At 70.3% G+C, this 3796-nt stretch carries 6 protein-coding genes; 4 read left to right on the top strand and 2 right to left on the bottom strand.

From position 1 onward, the window contains the following. On the bottom strand, positions 1-189 hold a 189-nt coding region (locus tag ACYVE7_RS30870), incomplete at its 3' end, for a hypothetical protein (protein WP_460369695.1). Between the two features lie 83 nt (positions 190-272). On the opposite strand from ACYVE7_RS30870, the gene ACYVE7_RS30865 reads away from it, so the two are divergent. Genes ACYVE7_RS30865 through ACYVE7_RS30855 form a run of 3 tightly spaced genes read left to right on the top strand, consistent with a single transcriptional unit; the run spans position 273 to position 1411 of the window. Beyond that, positions 273-674 carry a hypothetical protein gene (locus ACYVE7_RS30865; RefSeq protein ID WP_460369693.1) on the top strand — a complete coding sequence of 134 codons (402 nt, stop codon included), beginning with the start codon at positions 273-275 and terminating at the stop codon, positions 672-674. Between the two features lie 57 nt (positions 675-731). Then, positions 732-1067, top strand: coding sequence for a hypothetical protein (locus ACYVE7_RS30860; protein WP_460369691.1), 336 nt, complete (start codon positions 732-734; stop codon positions 1065-1067). A 53-nt stretch (positions 1068-1120) separates the two neighbouring features. Beyond that, positions 1121-1411 carry a hypothetical protein gene (locus ACYVE7_RS30855; protein WP_460369689.1) on the top strand — a complete coding sequence of 97 codons (291 nt, stop codon included), beginning with the start codon at positions 1121-1123 and terminating at the stop codon, positions 1409-1411. A gap of 442 nt (positions 1412-1853) precedes the next feature. Here the strand turns inward: ACYVE7_RS30855 and gabT are convergent, their stop codons facing one another. Next, positions 1854-3188 carry a 4-aminobutyrate--2-oxoglutarate transaminase gene (gene gabT, locus ACYVE7_RS30850; protein ID WP_460369688.1) on the bottom strand — a complete coding sequence of 445 codons (1335 nt, stop codon included), beginning with the start codon at positions 3186-3188 and terminating at the stop codon, positions 1854-1856. 81 nt (positions 3189-3269) lie between these two features. Here gabT and ACYVE7_RS30845 point away from each other — a divergent pair. After that, positions 3270-3796: PucR family transcriptional regulator ligand-binding domain-containing protein (locus ACYVE7_RS30845; RefSeq protein WP_460369696.1), on the top strand; the 527-nt coding region annotated here is incomplete at its 3' end.

Here is a 3796-nt window from a genome sequence, read left to right as displayed (position 1 = left end):
CGGTCCGCCGCGCAGCTCCCACAGCCGGGCGGCCGCTGCCGTCGCGCCGCCCACGGCGGTGCCCGCCAGAGCCTCCACCCGGTAGACGGACGGCAGGCCCGCCTCACCACCCACCTCGACCGGGACGGGCGGGATTCCGGCTTCCAGCAGCAGCTCTGCGACGCTCTCCTCGATCACCTCCTCACTCAACCTCACCCCCGCGGGGCAGTCGACGTGACGTGCGCCACCGGAAGGGGTTGACTCCACGTCCAATAACCGGTGCATCATGGCGGATGCTGACCAGAATCCGCGAGACCCTCTCCCTGCTGCCGCGCGTCGTCCTCGCCCTGGAGCAGGTCGGGACCGTCGCCCAGGATCTCGGCCGCCTCGCCGACGCCGCCGAACGGCTGTCGGGGATGGCCGCCGACCTGGAGCGGCTCACGACCGCGGCCCGCGAACTGTCCCGGCTGGCCGACGCCGCCGAGACCCTGCCGCAGGTCAGCGCGGACCTGGAGCGGCTGGGCAAGGCCGCCCCCTCGATCCAGATCCTCGCCGAGTCCGCGAGCGAACTGGGCTCCGCGGTGATCGCGCTCAACGCGACGGTCTCCCCGCTCCAGGGCACCACCGAACGGCTGGGCCGCCTCGTCGACCGCCTGCCCCAGCGCCGCGCCCAGGGCGGCGCGCCCAGCATCTGATCGCGCAGGGAAAACGGCGGATCGTTAATCGGCGGACTCACCGGCCATAGGCGCGCTTTGAACGATTCAGACCTGCGTTCCGTCATTGCCACAGGTGATTTCACCCGTGAATCGGGCTTCGTCGCGATGCGTCAGCTCCTGCGCGAGGAGCCGGAAATCGACGCGGTATTCGCGGCGTCCGATCTGAGGGCGCCCGGCACGCTCCAGGCTCTGCGGCCGGGCGCCGGCGAGCCCGTCGACAGCCCGGTGCTCTTCCCACCGAATGGGTGCTCCGCGCGACGACCTGGAAAGCAAATCGTCGCCAGGGCCCTTTCGTATTCACATCACTTTCGCCTTCAGGTAATTCGTTTTCGGGGCGCGGTGGCAATTCAGGAACCTTCCAACAAGCCTTGACCTGAATTGTTTCACTCGACACACTCAGAAAGACCTGGAAGGGGGAGCCTGACATGTCGGAAGAAGATCACTCGACCGAACTCTCCTTCCTCACCAGGCGCTATCCCGACTGGACCATCTGGTACGGGCCATCCACCCGGCACTGGTGGGCGCTCCCGCCCCGCGAACGCGACATCGGCGACTTCATAGAGGCGAGCGACGTGAGACGGCTCGTCGCCCACATAGAAGCGGTAAGAAAAGAGCCCCCGGCGAACCGGGACGACCCGTCGAGCATCCTCCGGCTCGGCGCGCCCCCGATCCGCCGGGTGCCGTTGGCGACCCGGCCGGGTGACCCTGCAAGGTGACCCGCTGTTCCCCAGCCCGGCCTCGCCGCCCACGGCTACCCCGACCCCGGAAGAGCGAACAGGCGAAACGCGTTCACCCTCCAGCACCCAGCGCGAGAGAACGCCTTCGCCCTGGCTACCCCGCCGCTCTTCCGGGGTCGTCCCCGTACTTCGGCCCCTGGAACAAGTCCGAGCATGAGAAGCGGGTCCGACCGCCCCCAGTCAGACCCGCTCTCGGACGCGTGGCGCGAAGTTCGCCGCCTCCACGTCTCCCTTTGTGAGCGGGACCCTGAGCCAACCCCCCGAAAGCTCAGGGCCCCGCCTTCCTGTGAGGTTCTGACAACCCCCGGAACAACGCTCTCGGTCACACCGACCGTTGAGCGGTTCTCTTCCTTTCTACGTCCCAGCGGGTGAGGCGGGGGCAAGCCGTCGTCCAAGCATCGGCAAAACCCCCGGCGCGCCGCTAGGCGAAAGCGTTCTCCAGCAGGTCGAGGCCCTCGTTGAGCAGGTGCTCGGGGATGACCAGCGGGGGCAGGAAGCGCAGGACGTTGCCGTAGGTGCCGGCGGTGAGCACGAGCAGGCCCTGGGCGTGGCACTTCTTGGCGAGCTCGGCGGCGCGGGCCGGGTCGGGCTCGGTGGTGCCGGGCTTGACCAGCTCGATCGCGATCATCGCGCCGCGGCCCCGGACGTCGCCGATCTCGGGGTGCTTGCCGGCCAGGGTGCGCAGCCTCGGCAGCATGATCTCGCCGATCCGCTGCGCGCTCTCGATGATCTTCTCGCTGTCGAGGGCGTCGAAGACGGCCAGCGCCGCCTCGCAGGCGATCGGGTTGCCGCCGTAGGTGCCGCCCAGACCGCCACCGTGGACCGCGTCCATGATCTCGGCCCGGCCGGTGACGGCCGCCAGCGGCAGCCCGCCCGCGATGCCCTTCGCCGTCGTGATCAGGTCGGGGACGATCCCCTCGTGCTCGGACGCGAAGAGCTGCCCGGTCCGGCCGAAGCCCGTCTGGATCTCGTCGGCGATGAACAGGATGCCGTTCTCGCGGGCGAACTCGGCGATCGCCGGCAGGAAGCCGGGCGACGGCTCGATGAAGCCGCCCTCGCCCAGGATCGGCTCGACGATCACGGCGGCGACGTTGTGCGCGCCGATCTGCTTGCTGATCTGGTCGATCGCCTGGGCGGCCGTCGTGGGGCCGTCGGCGTCGGAGCGGAACGGGTAGGCCATCGGCACCCGGTACACCTCGGGGGCGTACGGGCCGAAGCCCTCCTTGTACGGCATGTTCTTGGCCGTCAGGGTCATCGTGAGCAGGGTGCGGCCGTGGTAGCCGTGGTCGAAGACGACCACCGCGGGGCGCTTGGTGGCATAACGGGCGATCTTGACGGCGTTCTCGACGGCCTCGGCGCCGGAGTTGACCAGGATCGTGCGCTTCTCGTGGTCGCCAGGGGTCAGCTCGTTGAGCTTCTCGGCGACCTGCACGTAGGAGTCGTACGGGGTGACCATGAAGCAGGTGTGGGTGAACGCCGCGACCTGCTCGCTGACCCGCCGGACCACCTCGGGGTGGGCGTTGCCGACGTTGGTGACGGCGATGCCGGAACCGAAGTCGATCAGGCTGTTGCCGTCGACGTCGACGATCACTCCGCCGCCCGCGGCGACGGTGTAGACCGGCAGGACCGAGCCCACTCCGGGCGGGACCGCCTTGAGGCGGCGTTCCTGGAGCTCCCGCGACTTCGGTCCGGGGATCTCGGTGACGACCTTGCGCTCCTGCGGCAGGCCGGGCCCGCCGATCACAGTGCTGCTCATGCTTCCGACGATAAGCGGAGGCCGCATAACCTGGGGGAGTCCACCCCGGACAAAACGCCCATGACCGATTGGACACTCTGGATGGCTCCGCTGCTGGCCTCCGTGGCGGGCCTGCCCCAGCTCGCGCTCCGCCCGCTGACGTCGGCGCCGCTCGACGTCCCGGTCCGCTGGGTGGCCGTCAGCGAGCTCGCCGACCCCACCCCGTTCCTGGAGGGCGGCGAGCTGCTGCTGACGACCGGGATGCGGCTGGCGGAGCCGGACTCCTATGTCCGGCGGCTGGCCGGACGCGGGGTCGCCGGGCTCGGTTTCGGGGTCGGGGTGGGGCACGACGCCGTCCCGGACGCCCTGGTCGAGGCCGCTCAGGAGCACGGGCTGCCGCTGCTGGAGGTGCCCAGGCCCACCCCGTTCGTCGCGATCGGCAAGGCCGTGTCGCGGATGCTCGCCGCCGAGCAGTACGAGGACGTCACCCGGGCGTTCCAGGCGCAGCGGGAGCTGACCAGGGCGGCGCTGCGCGGCCCGGACGCCGTCGTGGCGCGGCTGGCCAGGGAGCTGCGCGGCTGGGTGCTGCTGCTCGATCCGGTGGGGGAGGTGCGCTGCGCGTCGCCCGC

This window comes from Actinocorallia lasiicapitis (assembly GCF_054778695.1).
Note: the sequence above shows the minus strand (reverse complement) of the source record. Positions and strands in the feature narration are given on the sequence as shown.

Coding starts and splice junctions, on each gene's coding strand:
- ACYVE7_RS30865 (WP_460369693.1), top strand. CDS start 273: ATGCTGACCAGAATCCGCGAGACCCTCTCCCTGCTGCCGCGCGTCGTC.
- ACYVE7_RS30855 (WP_460369689.1), top strand. CDS start 1,121: ATGTCGGAAGAAGATCACTCGACCGAACTCTCCTTCCTCACCAGGCGC.
- gabT (WP_460369688.1), bottom strand. CDS start 3,188: ATGAGCAGCACTGTGATCGGCGGGCCCGGCCTGCCGCAGGAGCGCAAG.